The organism is Epilithonimonas lactis (genome assembly GCF_900110605.1).
Taxonomy (GTDB): domain Bacteria; phylum Bacteroidota; class Bacteroidia; order Flavobacteriales; family Weeksellaceae; genus Epilithonimonas; species Epilithonimonas lactis.
Window position 1 is genome coordinate 262075 of sequence record NZ_FOFI01000001.1, and the last position, 15838, is coordinate 277912.

Genomic DNA, 15838 nt, shown 5'->3' on the forward strand with positions numbered 1-15838 from the left:
TTCTTATAGATTTTGATTAGGTTCGTTGGTTGTAGAAGTAGGGTCTTTTTTCTTGTCCTCTTCTTTTACCGCGTCTTTAAACTCTTTGATGCCAGAGCCTAAACCTTTCATTAATTCGGGGATCTTTTTTCCTCCAAACAACAAAAGAAGAATCAAGGCTACAATTAGGATATGTTGCCAAGAGATACTTAATATAACAGTGGATAATGTCATCTTGATTTTTTTACAAAGTTAAATTATTTTTTAATACGAAACCCAACCTAGTGGATCAACTGGATTTTGACCCGACCAGATTTGGAAATCCAATGTAACAGATCCATCAAAATCACTGCCAACTTCTCCAATCAGTGTTCCAGCGGAGACTTGCTGATTTGCCTTTACCAATGTGCTGGATAGGTTTGAGTAAATAGTGAAGTAGCCACCATGTTTTACGAAAACTGTACGGCTGCCATTGATCACTTGGATTGTAGAGACAATTCCTGGGAAAACGCATCTGGCTTTTGTCCCTGGCGCTACTGCTATTTTGATACCTGTGTTTTCTTCAACAATATTTTTGAAAACTGGATGTGGTTGTCTTCCAAAACGATGGGTTACCGTCCCTTTATCAACTGGGAAGCCTATTCTTCCTTTGTTATCAGCGAAATTATTTCCTACGACATTACCGATGTCATAGTTTTTCATCACTTTTTTCTCTGCAGCTTCTTTTGCATCATCATTCTTTTTGTTGATCGCCACTTCGTTGGCTTTTGCAGCAGCTGCTTTTTCATTTGCTATTTTTGCTCTGTCGGCAGCCTCTCTCGTTGCTCTTTCCGCAGCTTCCTTCTTCTCGATAGCCTTGTTTGTTTCGGCTAATCTTCTTTCTTCTTCAGCACGTTTAGCGGCCAATTCTGTAGCGCGCTTAGCTTCTAACTCAGCTCTTTTTCTTTCAGCTTCAGCAGCGGCAATTTTTGCTCTGTTTTCTGCCTCAATCCTGTCTTTCTCTCTTTTTGCAGCAATGTCTGCCAGTCTTTTTCTTTCAGCTTCTGCTTTCTTTTCAGCTTCTTCTTTTGCTTTGGCAATTCTGATCTCTTCAGCAATGATATTTCTGATCTGGCGTTCCAGTTCTTTGGACTGCGTTTGTTTTTGTCTAAGTTCTGCAGTGAGTTTTACCTCGTTCTTTTTGAACTCCTCCAAAAGTTTTTGCTTCTCGATTCTTTCCGCTTCAATTGTAGCAAGGTCCTTCTTCTGTGTCAGCAAAAGATTGTCTTTTTCTGCAGCCGATTTTTTCTTTAGCGCAATATTTTTCTTGATTTCATTTGCTTTATTAGAGATTTCGGCAGCTTTTTTGTCCTGATATTCAGAGTATCTTTTCAGATATTCTACTCTGCTAAGCGCTTCTCCAACATTTTTAGAAGATAGGATGAAGGTGACTTTGTTTTGAACGCCTTTTGTCTTGTAAGCTTTGACGAGAATTGCAGCGTAGTTTTTTCTCAGAACAGTCAGTTCACGGTTGTTTTTATTGATTTCCAGCTGACGTTTATAGATATCATCTTCAATAAATCTTTTCTCCTTTTGAGTATTGGTATAAACTTTTTCTCTCAGTGTAAGTTTTTGATTTACAGCATTAAGATATCCGATAGAAAGTTTTGATTCTTGCTTGGTTTGATTCAGGGTGGCATTGAGAGAAGAGATCTGTTTCTTCAGATCAGCGTTCTGCTTTTGCAAAACCTCTTTGTCTTTTTGTCCAAATGCGCTTCCGAAAAGGATGATACTTATTAATATACTTAATTTCTTGATCATTTAATCTCTGTCTTTTTGTAATTGGCAGGAACGGAATAAGTAGTTTCCATCCGGGAAAAATCAAATTTCGTATTTTCTAATAATATTTCGTCCGTTTTCTTGGTTTTTATAATTATTTTAACACTTTTCGGGAAGCTCTCATTGTTTAGGATTTCTCTGTTTGAATAAGTGATTTCCAGCTGATCGTTGTTTGCTGGATTTGACAACAGGACGTGGCTCAAGTTGAAGTCCGCATCATAATCCAGAGAGATTTTGTATTCCGTTGTTTTGCCGTTTTCTGTGATTTTTTGATTTTGTTTTGAAGTCAAGTTGAAGCCAGAAATGTTTTGGGTTAATGTATAATCATTCTCAGAAACCGGAATGAAGGTTTTTCCCAGCAAAAGATTTTGCAAAGCACTATAATCTATAAAGTTTACATTGAGAAGTTTATTAAGATAACCAAAATCAGAATCAATGTAAGTTTTGTCCAATTTGTAATAACCTTTGATCCCTTCTGGCGTTGCCATACCTCTCGCTGCCTGAAGAATGACTGCAGTTAGATTCATCCAAACCTTTTGCCCGTTCTCGATGTAGATGACAGCATCCAATGTCGGAATGAATGAGCCTGTTTTAGCGTCTATTTTACTGTTGATTTTCACCGCATCAAAACTTGATCTTTTGTCGATGGCGGAAAAGAAGCTGGCGTTGTTCGAAATTGGTTTTGTAGTACTGATTGGAGTTGTAGCTTGGTTTTTCTGAACTTTACAAGATGTGACCAGTAGAGCGGAAACTATGATGAGAATGTACTTTTGCATAACTTTTTTATGGTGGAACTTACAATATTAACGCCAAAAATAAACTTATATTTTGACTTAGGTATCTAAAAAAAACTTTGTCAAAATCATGGACTTTGACAAAGTTGATATTTTATTAAAATTAAATTTAATCTTTCGAAACGAAATCCAAAACGGAATAATCTCCTAAAGAAATCTCTCTGGAAACACCGAAGTATTTCGCAGAATTCCCAATCATAGAATTGCTCAGGTTTCCGTGGTCAATAATCGTGTTTTCCTGGATCAAAGAGTTATCAATATTAGAATTGATGACCACTGTGTTGTTCCCAAGAGAAACGTTAGGTCCAATTTTAGAATTTAATATTTTCACATTCTCCCCGATAAAACAAGGCGGAATGATCATGCAGTTTTCAATCTCAGCAGATACCGGATAGTTGGCCATGTTTTCTCTTTCATACTGTAATATCTTGCTGTTGGTTTCTACGGTTGCATTTTTGTTCCCGCAATCCATCCAATCATCTACTTTTCCAAGAGAGAATTTGGCACCTTTAGCTCTTAGGTTTTCTAATGCTGTTGTCAATTGATATTCACCACCTTCGGTAATATTATTTTCCATGATGTGGTCAATCTCTGTCATCAATTTCTCAGCAGAATTGAAATAATAGATTCCGATGATGGCAAGATCAGAAACAAATTCTTTAGGCTTCTCAACAAAGTCTGTAATGAAACCGTAGTCATCCAATTTCACAACGCCAAAAGCAGAAGGGTCTTCTACTTTTTTCACCCAGATCACACCATCTGCATTGGTGTCTAGCTGGAAATCTGCACGGAAAAGTGTATCCGCAAATGCGATTATCACTGGACCAGTCATACTTTCTTTCGCACAGTTGATGGCGTGCGCCGTTCCCAAAGGCTCGGTTTGAGCATAGATGCTTCCTTTTGCGCCAAGATTCTCAGCTACTTTTATAAGAGAAGCTTCTACCTCTGGACCAAAGTCACCGATAATGAACGCAATTTCTTCAATTGGCTCATTTGCAACTTTAGCAATATCTTCTACGAGTCTTTGTACAATTGGTTTTCCACCAATCGGAATCAATGGTTTTGGAACTGTCAATGTATGTGGTCTTAATCGAGAACCACGTCCAGCCATTGGAACTATTATTTTCATAAATTTGTTTTTAAATTATTGGTTATTAATTATTTAGTGAATTTTACTTCACACCAATTTTGTTTAATATTTTTTGAGGAATCAAATTCTCTGTCTTTAGCAAAATGGTTGCCAAAAGTAAAAATATAAGATTTCCCAACCAAATATTTTCTTTCATATATTGGTAATATGCCAAAGATACAACCATTGTTACAAGAATGATAATTGTATTTTTATAAATATTATATGGTACCGGATATTTGTATTGTCCCCAGATGTACGATATGACCATCATTGCGAAATAACTGCCAATGGTCGCCCAAGTTGAAGCCCAATATCCGTATTTTGGAATAAAATAAAAATTAATAATTATGGTTATCAAAACGCCAATTCCTGAGATGTAGGCACCAATAATTGTTTTGTCTGTCAACTTATACCAAATCGAAAGGTTGAGATAAATTCCGATAAATAAACTGGCAAAAAACAAAATTGGTAGAATTGAAATTCCCTCGTAGTATTCCGGATTGTTGATGTAAACTTTTGCAATCCAGTCCAAATTAACTGATAAGAATAAGACAATCAAACAATTGATGGCGATGAAAATGTCCATCAGTTTGACATACATTTCTTTCGCATTTGCATTTTTAGAATTGCTGAAAAAGAAAGGTTCTATTCCCAAAGAATACGCTTGTCTGAACAAAATTACAAACGTCACCACTTTCGCAACACCGCCGTAAACCCCAAGTTCGTGTCTTCCGATTGTATCTGGTAAGAGAAACTTAAGAAACTGTCTGTCAAAGGTTTCATTAATAATTCCTGCTAAGCCTGCAATGGTGATTGGCCAGGAATATTTTATCATTTTTTTCCAAAGTTCCCAAGAGAAATGCTTTATCCTTGCGATTAATAATTCTTGTGAAAGCATCAAAAAAGTGACAGCGCTTGCAACCAGATTCGCGACAAAAACATAACCGATTCCAAACGCGGGACTGTATTTCAAACCGAAAATTCCTTCCGGATATCTTGGCAGAATGATGATGAAAAATACAACTAAAAGAAAATTAATAATTCCATTCGTGATTCTGATTCCGGCATATTTTAAAGGTCTTTCGTTTTTCCTTAGCATTACAAAAGGCATCGCACTAAATGCATCCAATGCCAAAGTCACCGTTAAAATAGCCAATAAATCAACTTGGTCTGGCGTTTTGAAGGCAATCGCTAAAGGCTGTCGGTAAACTAAAGTGAAAAATAAATAGATTAATGTTACCGTTAAAACGCTGAAAAAAGCAGTCGAAATCAATTTTCTGTCGTCTTTTTCATCCAACGCAAATCGGAAAAAAGTAGTTTCCATTCCGTGGGTCAAGAGCACTGCGATAACACCAGCTACTGAATAAAAATCGGCAAAAGGAGAATAGGCAGTTGGACCAAAAGTTCTGGTAATAATTGGATTAATTACAAATGGAAACAGCCTGATAATCACAGTTGTTAATCCATAAAGCGCAGTTTGTCCAAGTAATTTCTTCAATTCAAAAATTTTTGCAAAAATAATCTATTCTGATAAGAATCCGATTTATTTCTTCAGCTTATAATTCATAAAGAAAACCAATTTACCACCTTTCATAATGTCCTCATGATTCAATTTATAGCCTTCAAACGGTTTTCCATTCAGCTCGATTCTTTCGATGTAGACATTTTTTTCTGATTGATTTTTAGCTTCGATTTCAAACGTTTTTCCGTTTTCCAAATTCAATTTTGCGTTGACGATACTCGGACTTCCAATCCAATATTCATCAGAACCTGGCGAAACTGGATAGAATCCCAAACTGCTGAAAATGTACCACGCACTCATCTGCCCGCAATCGTCATTTCCGCCCAATCCGTCGGGTTTTGCTTTGTACTGCATCGTCAGGATTTTTCGGATTTGAGACTGTGTTTTCCAAGGTTGACCTGCAACATTATAAAGATATGCCACGTGATGCGCCGGTTCATTGCCGTGAACATAACCGCCGATAATTCCTTCTCTGGTAATATCTTCCGTATCAGCAAAAAACTCGTCAGGCAAATGCATTGAAAATAATTCATCAAGATTTTCTCCAAATTTCTTTTGTCCGCCCATCGATTTCATTAATTCCTCGGGATTGTGCGGAACGAAGAAACTGTAATTCCAAGAATTTCCTTCGATAAAACCTTGTCCGTGCGTGCTCATCAAATCAAATTCCTTCTTGAAACTTCCGTCAGACAATCGAGGTCTCATAAAACCAATCGATTTATCAAAGACATTTTTCCAGTTTTCGGAGCGTTTCAGATATTCATTGTAGATGTCCGTTTTGCCTAATTTCTTGGCAATTTGTGCAATCGCCCAATCGTCGTAAGCATATTCCACAGTGTTGGAAACCGACGTTCCATTTTTCTCCGCAGAGATGTAACCTTTGTCAATATATTCGCCGATGCCTTCGTAATTTCTTTTGTTGGAAGTCGCAATACAGGCCTTCAAAGCTTCTTCCGGATTTCCGGTGTAAGTTCCTTTTATAATCGCATCTGCAATCAAAGAAACCGAGTGATAACCGCTCATACACCAGTTCTCGTTGGCATAATGTGACCAAACCGGCAACATTTTCAAACTGAATTGGTCATAATGCACCATCATCGATTTTATCATATCATTATTCCTTTTTGGCTGAATGATATTGAAAAAAGGATGCAGAGCCCGATAAGTGTCCCAAAGTGAAAACGTCGTGTAATTCGTAAAACCTTTTGCCTGATGCACATTTTGGTCAAGACCTTTATACTCGCCATTGGAATCCATATAAGTGGTAGGATTGATGAACGTGTGATACATCGCCGTGTAAAAATTCACTTTGTCATCTTCGGAAAGCGTGTTGACAACGATTTTATTCAATTCCTTATTCCAATCGTTTTGAGCCTGAGATTTTACCTTTTCAAAGTTCCAATCCGGCGTTTCTTTGGTTAAGTTTTCCAAAGCATTGGCTTGACTGACTGGCGAAATTGCGAATTTGATTTGAACTTTTTCATTTTCCTGCGTGTCAAAATCAAAATGCATTCTGATTTTCTTGCCTGCAATCTCTGGGAAATTTTCGTCCTGATTCCATTTTCTCCAGAAACCTCGGTAAGCTTGTTTCGTGTCAAAATTCTTCTGACCATAAGATTTGAACGGCTTCGAAAATTCCATTGCAAAATAAACCGTTCTCGTTCTTGCCCAACCGTTTGTTTGTCGGTAACCCGTGATTCGGTGGTCGTTTTCAATCCTTACATAGGTCCAGACATTTTTATCATCATAATTGTAAATTCCCGCCATCAAATCCAAAATAATGTGTGCATCGTCGGATTTAGGAAAGGTGTATTGATGAACGCCAACCCTCGTTGTAGCCGTCATTTCAGCCAGAATATTATAATCGTCAAGTTTCACTTTGTAATAACCGGCTTCCGCTTTTTCGTTTTGATGAGAGAATCGCGAACGAAATCCACTTTCGGGTTTTTGGGCAGTTCCGGGATTTAATTTTAATTTTCCAACCGTCGGCATTATCAAAAAATCACCCAAATCCGAATGTCCGGTTCCACTGAAATGCGTGTGCGAAAATCCGACAATCGTTTTATCTTCGTAACGATAACCGGCGCAATATTTATAGACATCAGGATTGTATTTTCCATTGACCTCATAAGAAAGCGAGTCGGTTTCCGGACTCAGTTGAACGGCGCCAAAAGGAACAGTTGCTCCCGGAAAAGTGTGTCCCATTTTTTCGGTTCCGATGATTGGATTCACGAATTTTGAGAGGTTTTCTAATTTCTGAGAATTAAATAATGAAGCGAATAAAACGGGTAGAATTAAAATGTATTTTCTCGGAGACATTCTTTGGAATTTTGAAGCAATTTAAGAATATTAATTTATGATTGGATTAATTTCAACCACATAGACACATAGAATTAATTGGAAAAATTCGTATTGAAAAGTTTACATAGTAGAATTGAATCTATTTGAACTTAATTATATTTTTTAAAACTATGTGTCTATGTGGTTTAATTTTATAGATTCAAAAACTTGAGTAATAATTTTCAAAAACTTAATTTTGTTTCAATCTAAAAAAGTAAAATGAAAATTCTAATAAAAAATGCCCAAATCGTCAATGAAAATCTGGTCTTCGAAAGTGATGTTCTGATTGAAAATGATTTGATTTCCAAGATTTCAAAGAATATTTCAGAAGAAAATGTTGACCAAGTTATCGATGCTTCCGGAAAATATCTTTTGCCCGGAATCATCGATGACCAAGTTCATTTCCGTGAGCCAGGTTTGACGCAAAAAGGTGACATAGAAACCGAATCAAAATCTGCAATCGCGGGCGGAATCACAAGTTTCATTGACCAGCCTAACACGGTTCCGAATGCGGTGACTCAGGAATTGTTGGCGGATAAATACGAGATTGGTTCTCAAAAAGCCTACGCCAATTACGGTTTTATGATGGGCGGGACCAATGATAATCTTGAAGAAATTCTCAAAACAAATCCAAGAAATGTTCCCGGAATCAAATTATTTTTAGGTTCATCAACTGGAAATATGCTGGTTGATAATCCTGAAACTTTAGAAAATATTTTCAGCAATACCAAAATGCTGATTGCCGTTCATTGCGAGGACGAAGCAACCATCAGAGAAAATACTCAAAAATATCTGGATAAATACGGTGAGGATATTCCCGTGAAATTTCATGATTTAATCAGAAGTGAAGAAGCCTGTTATAAATCTTCGTCAAAAGCGATTGAACTGGCGCAAAAAACAGGTGCGCGACTTCACGTGTTCCATTTGTCAACAGCGATTGAAACGGACCTTTTCCGAAATGATATTCCTTTAAAAGAGAAAAAAATAACGGCTGAAGTTTGTGTTCATCACTTGACTTTCACCAACGAAGATTACGAAACAAAAGGAAACCTCATCAAATGGAATCCGGCGGTCAAAACTTTGAAGGATAAAGACGGACTTTGGGAAGCGTTGCTCGATGACAGAATTGATGTCATTGCCACCGACCACGCGCCTCACACTTGGGAAGAAAAACAGAATGTTTACACGAAATGTCCATCAGGAGCGCCTTTGGTTCAGCATTCTTTGGTTGTGATGCTGGAGAATTTTAGAAACGGAAAAATTACTTTTGAGAAAATCGTTGAGAAAATGTGTCATAATCCTGCGATTCTTTTCAGAATTGAGAAAAGAGGTTTTGTGAGGGAAGGTTACAAAGCGGATTTGGTTTTGGTAGATTTGGATGAAAACTGGACAGTCGCCAAAGAAAATATTCTATACAAATGTGGCTGGAGTCCGTTGGAAGGAACTGAGTTTCATTCTAAAGTGACGCACACTCTTGTCAATGGAAATTTGGTTTATGAGAATGGAAAAATTAATGAAGAAAAATTCGGGGAGCGATTGCTATTTGAAGTTCAGGAATAAATTAGAAAAGACTGCGATTATGCAGTCTTTTTATATCTCTCGCAGATTGAGCTGATAACGCAGATTTTTATCATCTGCAAAATTTGCTCAATCTGCGAGAGATTATCTAATAATTAATTAAAATTAATCAATGACAATGCTGTCAATTCCTTTTGCTAAAGCATTTTCCATAATTCCCGGAATCGACAACCCTTCTGCACGGAACACACTGACATCTTTGACGCCGTAGAAACCAAAGACATTTTTTACATAAGGAACATTCGAGTCATAAATTTGATAAGGACCTTCCGAATAAATATTTCCCGATGCGAAAGCAATATATAATTTCTTGTCATTCAACAAACCTTCAGGACCTTTTTCGCTGTATTTGAAAGTGTAGCCTGCTCTTGAAGTGAAATCGAAATACGCTCTGAGTGTGGCGGGAACGGAGAAATTATACATCGGAGAATCGATGACAATGATGTCGGCTTCCTGAAGTTCCGAAATCAAATTTTCAGAATAGGCATTGATAGACTGTTGCTCGGGAGAATGACTTTCTGCGGGAGAGAAAAAAGTGTTGATGTGTGCTTCTTCCAAAAGCGGAACAAGGTTTTTTGTAAGGTCGCGTTCTTTGACAACACTGTCAGGATATTTCCTTTGAATTTTTTCGATAACAGCATTTCCTAATTTTCTGCTTGCGGACAAATCCTTTCTCGGACTCGAAATAATGTGAAGTATATTTTTCATTTTTTTGATGATTAAAATTCTTCAACAAAATTATGTACATTTGCTTATCAAAAGTTAGTAGTGAACAAAAGGTTAGTAGTAACCTTTGAGTTAGTTAATCTTATTTTATGGAAAAAATTATTGAACTAGAAGAGCCAATTACTGCCCGAAGATGTTCCGAAAGTTTGTCGTCTGTGGAAGATGCGATTTATGTCATTGGCGGAAAATGGAAATTGAAAATTATTATTGCATTGCAGGAACAGGGAAGCATTCGGTTCAATGAACTTCAAAGAATTGTTGTGGGAATATCTGCAAGAGTACTTTCGAACGAGTTGAAAGATTTGGAACTCAATGGTTTTGTGAAAAGAATCGTTCACAGCGAGCAAACGCCTGTGGTTGTGGAATATATTTCCACAGATTATAGCAAAACGTTGAAGCCAGTTATAATGGCACTTTCCGAGTGGGGAAGAACGCATAAAAATAATCTCCGAGAAGATATTTTCGAAAATAAATAAGACGCTCGCAGATTTGGCAGATAATGCAGATTAATTTCAACCTGCATATCAAGTAAATCTGCGAGAGAAATATTTTTAATTAAACGACTGCCGAAATTCCAACGGCGACATCTTAGTTTTCTTTTTAAATAATGTGCTGAACGACTGCGAATGTTCAAATCCTAATTCATACGCAATTTCACTCACCGACAATTCCGTGGTTGAAAGTTTCTCTTTTGCTTTACTGATGAGCTTTTCGTGAATATGTTGTTGTGTATTCTGTCCGGTCTGGATTCTTAACAAATCACTCAAATAATTCGGAGAAAGATTCATCGCTTCGGCAATTTGATGAACTGTTAAAAGTCCTTTTTCGGAAGATTCTTTATCGAAATATTCGTTCAAAAACGTTTCAAATTTCGTCAAAAGTTGATGGCTTCCACTTTTTCGCGTAATGAATTGTCGCTCGTAAAAACGTTTGGAATAATTCAGCAACAATTCAATCTGTGACAAAATAATTTCCTGCGTATGTTGGTCGATGTGCTGACATTCCTTATCGATTTTATTTAAGATTTCCAGCAAGTCATTTTCCTCATCTTCGGAAAGATGCAAGGCTTCATTCACGGCGTAAGAGAAAAATCCATAAGATGAAATCGTAGTTGCCAAGGGCTGTTTTAATAGAAAATCTTCGTGGAAAATCAGCAGATAACCCGTATTTTCACAATCCATCGTTTTCAAATCGAGGTACTGAACCTGATTGGGCGCTGTAAAACTCAAAACACCTTTGTCGTAATCGTAATGTTGCTGGCCGTATTTTATTTTTCCCTTCGCATTTCGTTTCAGCGCAACACAATAATATCGGCTCACAAAACCTTTCCAGACCTCATCTTCAATGAAAATACTTTCAGAAAGATTGATGACGCTGACCATCGGATGTTTCGGTTCCGGGAGCGACAATAACCTGTGAAAAGCCGAAATGGAATGTATTGTGTTCATAATTTCAAATTCTGATTAATAAAAATAGTAATAATTTTTTGGGCGCCTGTTTCCGTCTTCCACTCCCGCTTTTTTGCTCCACTTCGTTACACAAAAAGAGCTCCGTTCAAGCCGGGGCGCAATCGTAATGCGTTTTAAACAAACCTTCAAGGTTTCAAAAACCTTGAAGGTTTAAATATTTCTGAAATTAAAATTCGTGTATTCGTGGCAAGAATCAATAATCCAAAAGTCCCATACTGAATTCGTCGTAAGGCGCGCCAGTGTCGGTTCCTAAAGGTACAATACTTTCCAGTTTTGTAAGCTCATTTTCACTTAAAACAATATTTCCGGCTTCGATATTTTGTTCAAGATATTTTCTGCGTTTCGTTCCTGGAATCGGAATAATGCCTTTGCTGATAATCCACGCCAGAGCCAATTGTGACGAAGTAATTCCTTTTTCTTTAGCCAGACTTTCAATCGCTTCCACCAGTTCAATATTCTTATGAAAATGTTGTTCTTGGAAGCGTGGAATTCCTCTTCTGAAATCATTCTCCGGCAAATCATCAATTGAACGGATTTGTCCCGACAAAAATCCTCTTCCCAATGGAGAATACGCCACAAAACCAATTCCCAGTTCATTCAAAGTTTTGATAACGCCTTTCTCTTCAACCGTTCTTTCAAACAAAGAATATTCACTTTGAACTGCCGTGATGGGATGAACGGCGTGTGCTTTTTTGACCGTCTCAGAAGAAACTTCAGACAATCCAATGTAACCGATTTTGCCTTCCTTCACCAAATCGCTCATCGCGCCAACCGTTTCCTCAACCGGAACATTTTTATCCAGACGATGCATATAATATAGGTCAATGTAATCAGTTTTTAAATTTTTCAGCGAACGTTCAACCGATTTTTTCATATAATCTTTCTGTCCGTTGATTTTCCAAGTCACTTGCTCATTGTCGTCAATTTCCCAACCGAATTTAGTCGCGATAATGTATTTGTCACGATTGCCTTTAATGGCTTTTGCAATCAATCGTTCGTTCTCAAAAGGGCCGTACAAATCTGCTGTGTCGAGAAAATTTCCGCCCAATTCCAAAGAACGGTGAATGGTTGCAATCGCTTCTTTCTCATCAGTTTTGCCGTACATATCGGCATCGCCAAAACCTGTCATTCCCATACATCCCAAACCGATATTCGGAATGATTAAACCTTGATTTCCTAATTTTACTTTATTCATTTTTTCAGTATTAATATTGATAAAGCAAAGTTGAGCAGAAGTGAAGAATCCGATGTATGCAAAATGAAGATTGTCGTATGCAAATTACGGATTGATGTTTTTTTTAATTAAAAAACTTCCGAAACTCCAAAGGCGAAATATCCGTTTTAGCTTTAAACAATTTGCTGAAAGACTGAGAATGCTCAAACCCCAGTTCGTACGCGATTTCACTTACTGAAAGTTCGGTGGTGGAGAGTTTTTCTTTGGCTTTCTCAATCAGTTTTTCGTGGATGTGTTGCTGTGTGGTTTGTCCGGTTAATTGCTTCAATAAACTTCCTAAATAATTGGTGGAGATATTCAGTTGTTCTGCAATGTAATTAGCGGTTGGTAAGCCTTTATCCATTACATTTTCATTAAAATAATCTTCCAGAATGATTTCTAATTTATCTAAAACCTGATGATTGGTCTTTTTTCGGGTAATAAACTGTCTTTGGTAAAATCTTTCGCAGTAATTTAAAATCACCTCAATCTGAGAGATAATAATACTTTGTGTAAACTGGTCAATTCCCGATTGGTATTCTTTTTCAATGCCTTTAAAAAGTCCAATTAACGTCTCTTCTTCCTTTTCAGATAGGAATAATGCTTCGTTCACATCATAACCGAAAAATTTGTAGTTATTAATGGTTTTTGCCAAAGGTGTATTCCAAATAAAATCTGGATGAAATGCCAAAAGATACCCTGAAGGTTTCGTTTCATATTTGCTGATTACCATTTTTACAACCTGCCTCGGCGCTATAAGACACATCAGACCTTCATCAAAATCATACTGACCTTGCCCGTAATGAAGTTTCCCCTGAATATCTCTTTTGAAGCCCATAAAATACAAATCCTGAACCCAGCTTATTTCGGATTCCTCGATTTGATACTCTACCAAACTGTAATCCACCAGACTGATGAGCGGATGCTGAGGTTTGGGCAATCCGGAAATCCTGTGAAATTCAGAAATGGTATCAATGGTGTATAATTTTCTGTTATTCATAATTTCAAAAGTTAAAGGCAACAGCAAGAAACTGTTGCCTTTACAAATTTAATAATCTGTAGATGTACTTAGCGTTTTAAACTCAGAAATTTCGTTTTGAAGTGCATTTAATTTGTTTCCCGCAATTCCGAATGCATCAGAACCTAAAACCAAATGTACAGGCGGATTTTCCAGTGCTACCAATTCCATCAATGCTACAGCTGCTTTTTCAGGGTCGCCGGGTTGATTTCCATTGATATCTTTTTCGTGTGCGGTCTGAAGTTGTCTTGCTACAGTGTATTCTTCCATTTCAGTTTTTGGTGTTCTGAGTGAACCGCCCGTTAAGAAATCAGTTCTGAAATAGCCAGGATAAACGACGGTCGCGTTCACTCCAAATTCTTTTACTTCTGCAACCAAAGCTTCTGTGAATCCTACCACTGCAAACTTGGTAGCACAATAAATTCCCCAACCTGCAAATTCTCCTGTCAATCCGCCAATTGAAGCGATGTTGATAATGAATCCACTTTTCTGTTCTCTTAAATAAGGCATTGTCTTTCTGATGATATTCAGAGAACCGAAAACGTTGGTATCGAAATTCTGACGGCTTTCCAAGTCTGAAATTTCTTCTAAAGTTCCCAACTGTCCGTAACCAGCGTTATTCACCACAACATCCAGTTTCCCGAATTTCTCTATTGATTTTGAAACCGCTGCCTCAACAGAGTTTTCGTTAATCAAATCAACTTCCAGCGGAAGAAATGATATATTTTCTTCACTGACTGCCTTCTGAAGTTCAGCGATATTTCTGGAAGTTGCTGCCACAGAATGACCTTCTGCCAATAATCTTTTGACTAAAGTTAATCCTAAACCTTTTGAAGCTCCTGTCACGAACCATACTTTTTGTGTGTCCATTTTTTTTATTTTTAATTGATTAATTTTTACATTACAAAGTTGGTCAGAATTCAAAAGCTAGATGTAGCTAAATCAATGCTTGTTGTAGCTGAAACACAGATTTGTAAAAGTGAAATTATTTGGGCAGCTTATCCGCCTTCCGCTCCCAATCTTTTTTGCAGACGATTTCAGTTTAAATAGAAATTGATTCAAAGCAAAAAAGGATTTCCGCTCAAGTCGGGCTGCAATCGTATGACGTTCATATTTCGCGCATAACTTTTGTTAATTTCCAATACAAAATAAAAATCTAATTTTACCAAAGCCACAAATGATTTCACTTTTAATCTCAAAATCATTCAATTAATGAATCCATATTCACAACCAATGTTGCGCGAAGACGCACTCAAAGATAAAGTTGCCATCGTTACAGGTGGCGGAAGCGGACTGGGAAAAGCAATGACCAAATATTTTCTTCAGCTCGGTGCAAAAGTCGTTATTACTTCCAGAAACCTAGAAAAACTTCAAGGAACTGCAAAAGAATTAGAGGAAGAAACTGGAGGAAAAGTCCTTTGCGTAGCCTGCGACGTCCGAAATTGGGATGAAGTAGAAGCGATGAAAGAAGCCACTTTGAAGGAATTTGGAAGGATTGATATTCTTTTGAACAACGCGGCTGGAAATTTCATTTCACCAACTGAAAGATTGACACATTCCGCATTCGATTCTATTCTTGATATTGTTTTGAAAGGAACCAAAAACTGCACACTTTCCATTGGTAAATATTGGATAGATAATAAAGTTTCGGGAACAGTTCTCAATATTGTAACCACTTACGCGTGGACAGGTTCGGCTTACGTCGTTCCATCCGCTTGTGCAAAAGCTGGCGTTTTGGCAATGACAAGAAGTTTAGCCGTGGAGTGGGGAAAATATAACATCCGCTTCAACGCAATTGCTCCAGGACCGTTTCCTACCAAAGGTGCTTGGGACAGATTGCTACCCGGCGATATGAAAGATAAATTTGATTTGGCTAAAAAAAATCCACTCAAAAGAGTAGGGGAACATCAGGAATTAGCGAATCTTGCAGCTTATCTGGTTTCAGATTTTTCATCTTTCGTGAATGGCGAAGTTGTGACCATCGATGGTGGCGAGTGGCTTCAAGGTGCCGGCGAGTTCAATATGTTGGAGGATATTCCGCAGGAGATGTGGGATACTTTGGAAGCTATGATCAAAGCGAAGAAATCAAATTAATTAAATTCGATTTATATCAAAATTAATATACTACGCATGCTGTCACTTGATAGCACGCGTGCCAAGAACCAAAACCACACGTGAAGTTTGCCAACAGCACGCGTGGTTTTTTTATGTTGTTAATGAGACTTCATTCCAATGATGTAACAAGTTCC

Annotated in this window: 14 protein-coding genes; 3 read left to right on the forward strand and 11 right to left on the reverse strand. The window is 37.5% G+C overall.

The genetic code is table 11. The annotated features are described in order from the left end of the window. Positions 1-3: 3 nt before the first annotated feature. The 6 genes from BMW39_RS01235 to BMW39_RS01260 all read right to left on the reverse strand — a co-directional run bounded on the left by BMW39_RS01235 (position 4) and on the right by BMW39_RS01260 (position 7564). Positions 4-213, reverse strand: a complete 210-nt coding sequence (locus tag BMW39_RS01235; protein WP_034976584.1) for a twin-arginine translocase TatA/TatE family subunit — start codon at positions 211-213, stop codon at positions 4-6. A 30-nt stretch (positions 214-243) separates the two neighbouring features. Then, on the reverse strand, positions 244-1779 hold the full coding sequence (locus BMW39_RS01240) for a murein hydrolase activator EnvC family protein (protein WP_034976586.1): 1536 nt from the start codon (positions 1777-1779) through the stop codon (positions 244-246). Then, entirely contained in the window at positions 1776-2573 is a 798-nt protein-coding gene (locus BMW39_RS01245) for a DUF4292 domain-containing protein (RefSeq protein WP_034976588.1), read from the reverse strand. The genes BMW39_RS01240 and BMW39_RS01245 overlap by 4 nt, the downstream gene beginning before the upstream one ends. A 127-nt stretch (positions 2574-2700) precedes the next feature. Next, positions 2701-3720, reverse strand: a complete 1020-nt coding sequence (locus BMW39_RS01250) for a sugar phosphate nucleotidyltransferase (protein WP_034976590.1) — start codon at positions 3718-3720, stop codon at positions 2701-2703. Between the two features lie 43 nt (positions 3721-3763). Next, a complete protein-coding gene (locus BMW39_RS01255) occupies positions 3764-5221 on the reverse strand; it encodes a lipopolysaccharide biosynthesis protein (RefSeq protein ID WP_034976592.1) in 1458 nt (485 codons plus the stop codon). A 45-nt stretch (positions 5222-5266) separates the two neighbouring features. After that, positions 5267-7564 carry a GH92 family glycosyl hydrolase gene (locus BMW39_RS01260; protein ID WP_074719276.1) on the reverse strand — a complete coding sequence of 766 codons (2298 nt, stop codon included), beginning with the start codon at positions 7562-7564 and terminating at the stop codon, positions 5267-5269. Positions 7565-7804: 240 nt separating this feature from the next. On the opposite strand from BMW39_RS01260, the gene BMW39_RS01265 reads away from it, so the two are divergent. Further along, entirely contained in the window at positions 7805-9145 is a 1341-nt protein-coding gene (locus BMW39_RS01265) for a dihydroorotase (protein WP_034976594.1), read from the forward strand. A 123-nt stretch (positions 9146-9268) separates the two neighbouring features. Here BMW39_RS01265 and BMW39_RS01270 read toward each other — a convergent pair whose 3' ends face one another. Further along, on the reverse strand, positions 9269-9871 hold the full coding sequence (locus BMW39_RS01270) for an FMN-dependent NADH-azoreductase (RefSeq protein ID WP_034976596.1): 603 nt from the start codon (positions 9869-9871) through the stop codon (positions 9269-9271). A 107-nt stretch (positions 9872-9978) separates the two neighbouring features. On the opposite strand from BMW39_RS01270, the gene BMW39_RS01275 reads away from it, so the two are divergent. After that, positions 9979-10365, forward strand: a complete 387-nt coding sequence (locus tag BMW39_RS01275; RefSeq protein WP_034976598.1) for a winged helix-turn-helix transcriptional regulator — start codon at positions 9979-9981, stop codon at positions 10363-10365. 75 nt (positions 10366-10440) lie between these two features. Here the strand turns inward: BMW39_RS01275 and BMW39_RS01280 are convergent, their stop codons facing one another. The 4 genes from BMW39_RS01280 to BMW39_RS01295 form a co-directional block, all read right to left on the reverse strand. Then, the gene (locus BMW39_RS01280; protein ID WP_034976600.1) at positions 10441-11337 is read right to left on the reverse strand and encodes a helix-turn-helix domain-containing protein; all 897 of its coding nucleotides are present in this window, start codon (positions 11335-11337) and stop codon (positions 10441-10443) included. A gap of 214 nt (positions 11338-11551) precedes the next feature. Then, positions 11552-12553, reverse strand: a complete 1002-nt coding sequence (locus BMW39_RS01285) for an aldo/keto reductase (RefSeq protein WP_034976602.1) — start codon at positions 12551-12553, stop codon at positions 11552-11554. A gap of 103 nt (positions 12554-12656) precedes the next feature. Next, positions 12657-13571: a helix-turn-helix domain-containing protein gene (locus BMW39_RS01290; RefSeq protein WP_034976604.1), complete on the reverse strand. Its 915-nt coding sequence runs from the start codon at positions 13569-13571 to the stop codon at positions 12657-12659. Between the two features lie 48 nt (positions 13572-13619). Beyond that, positions 13620-14459, reverse strand: coding sequence for an SDR family NAD(P)-dependent oxidoreductase (locus tag BMW39_RS01295; protein WP_034976605.1), 840 nt, complete (start codon positions 14457-14459; stop codon positions 13620-13622). 342 nt (positions 14460-14801) lie between these two features. Between BMW39_RS01295 and BMW39_RS01300 the strand changes: the two genes are divergently transcribed. Next, complete coding sequence (locus BMW39_RS01300; protein WP_034976607.1) at positions 14802-15683, forward strand: SDR family oxidoreductase; 882 nt, start codon at positions 14802-14804, stop codon at positions 15681-15683. The last annotated feature ends 155 nt before the right edge of the window (positions 15684-15838 follow it).

What these genes read in the sequence shown, in the direction of transcription:
- BMW39_RS01235 (WP_034976584.1), bottom strand. Translation starts at nt 213, where the DNA reads ATGACATTATCCACTGTTATATTAAGTATCTCTTGGCAACATATCCTA.
- BMW39_RS01240 (WP_034976586.1), bottom strand. Translation starts at nt 1,779, where the DNA reads ATGATCAAGAAATTAAGTATATTAATAAGTATCATCCTTTTCGGAAGC.
- BMW39_RS01245 (WP_034976588.1), bottom strand. Translation starts at nt 2,573, where the DNA reads ATGCAAAAGTACATTCTCATCATAGTTTCCGCTCTACTGGTCACATCT.
- BMW39_RS01250 (WP_034976590.1), bottom strand. Translation starts at nt 3,720, where the DNA reads ATGAAAATAATAGTTCCAATGGCTGGACGTGGTTCTCGATTAAGACCA.
- BMW39_RS01260 (WP_074719276.1), bottom strand. Translation starts at nt 7,564, where the DNA reads ATGTCTCCGAGAAAATACATTTTAATTCTACCCGTTTTATTCGCTTCA.
- BMW39_RS01265 (WP_034976594.1), top strand. Translation starts at nt 7,805, where the DNA reads ATGAAAATTCTAATAAAAAATGCCCAAATCGTCAATGAAAATCTGGTC.
- BMW39_RS01270 (WP_034976596.1), bottom strand. Translation starts at nt 9,871, where the DNA reads ATGAAAAATATACTTCACATTATTTCGAGTCCGAGAAAGGATTTGTCC.
- BMW39_RS01275 (WP_034976598.1), top strand. Translation starts at nt 9,979, where the DNA reads ATGGAAAAAATTATTGAACTAGAAGAGCCAATTACTGCCCGAAGATGT.
- BMW39_RS01280 (WP_034976600.1), bottom strand. Translation starts at nt 11,337, where the DNA reads ATGAACACAATACATTCCATTTCGGCTTTTCACAGGTTATTGTCGCTC.
- BMW39_RS01285 (WP_034976602.1), bottom strand. Translation starts at nt 12,553, where the DNA reads ATGAATAAAGTAAAATTAGGAAATCAAGGTTTAATCATTCCGAATATC.
- BMW39_RS01290 (WP_034976604.1), bottom strand. Translation starts at nt 13,571, where the DNA reads ATGAATAACAGAAAATTATACACCATTGATACCATTTCTGAATTTCAC.
- BMW39_RS01295 (WP_034976605.1), bottom strand. Translation starts at nt 14,459, where the DNA reads ATGGACACACAAAAAGTATGGTTCGTGACAGGAGCTTCAAAAGGTTTA.
- BMW39_RS01300 (WP_034976607.1), top strand. Translation starts at nt 14,802, where the DNA reads ATGAATCCATATTCACAACCAATGTTGCGCGAAGACGCACTCAAAGAT.